The 1,028-nt window shown below is 65.4% G+C and carries 1 protein-coding gene and 2 pseudogenes; all 3 read left to right on the top strand.

The window, feature by feature from the left end:
• Positions 1–229: pseudogene (locus A2I95_RS42100) on the top strand (hypothetical protein); the annotation flags it as partial.
• A 61-nt stretch (positions 230–290) separates the two neighbouring features.
• Entirely contained in the window at positions 291–710 is a 420-nt protein-coding gene (locus tag A2I95_RS42105) for a hypothetical protein (RefSeq protein ID WP_027260178.1), read from the top strand.
• 3 nt (positions 711–713) lie between these two features.
• A pseudogene (locus A2I95_RS42110) lies at positions 714–1,028 on the top strand (MotA/TolQ/ExbB proton channel family protein); the annotation flags it as partial.

Raw genomic sequence — 1,028 nt, forward strand, 5'->3', positions numbered from 1 at the left:
GGCCAAGACCCTGAAGCGCGGCCAGCGCGAGATGGACCAGCGGTCCTTGGGCGCCCAGGTCAAACGCGCCCAATCCTTGCAGGCCAATGTCGCCCGCGCTCCGGGCAAGGTCCGCGACCGGCTGGGCCGCGCCCTGCATGTGGCCGCCCGCCATTTGAAACGCCGCGACCTCGACTCGGCCCGCGACGCCATGGACAAGATTGAAAAGGCGCTGACCGTCCTGGTCTGACCAAACACCCCAATCCGCGCGCCGCGGGCTGGCCGACGATAACCGGAACCCGGAGACAGTGATGCCTTTGAAACGCCTGCTATCTGCCCTCGCCCTCGCTGCCCTGCCGCTGGCGGCGGCTGCCGAAACCGGCCCCTTGCGGGTCGAGCTGAACAAAACCGAGGAGATCGACACCGGCGGCTGCCGCGCCTTCTTCCTGTTCCGCAATCAGACCGGCAAAAGCTTCGAAGGGTTTGAGATGTCGCTCGCCATCCTCGACGGCCAAGGGGTGATCGACCGGCTCTTGTCGATCGACGCCGCCCCCCTGCCCGTACAGCGCACCACGCTGAAACTGTTTGAGATTCCGGAAATCGCCTGCAGCAACATCTCGGAAATTCTGCTGCATGACATCACATCCTGCCAGCCCCAAAACGAGGCGCAGATGGACTGTTTCCCGATCCTTGAACTGGGCTCCCGCGCCGCCGCCCCGCTGGTGAAATAAGCCATGGCCGGCACCTGGGAAATCTTTGGCACCGGCGGCCCGGTGATTGCGCTTCTGGCGCTGATGTCGCTGCTGTCGCTCACCGTGATCGCCGTCAAACTGATCCAGCTCTGGCCGGTCCGCTCCGGCCAGGACACCCGTGAACAGGCCCTTGCCCTGTGGAAGGACGGCGACCGCAAGCAGGCGCAGAACAGTGTTTCAGCCGGGAAATCCCCCGCCGACCGGGTCATGGCCTACGCCATGCAGGCCCTGCAAGAAGGCCTGCGCGGCCCGCTTCTGCAGGATGAACTGCAGCGCCGCGGCAACGAGGAAGTGAGC

Source organism: Leisingera sp. F5 (assembly GCF_001593695.1).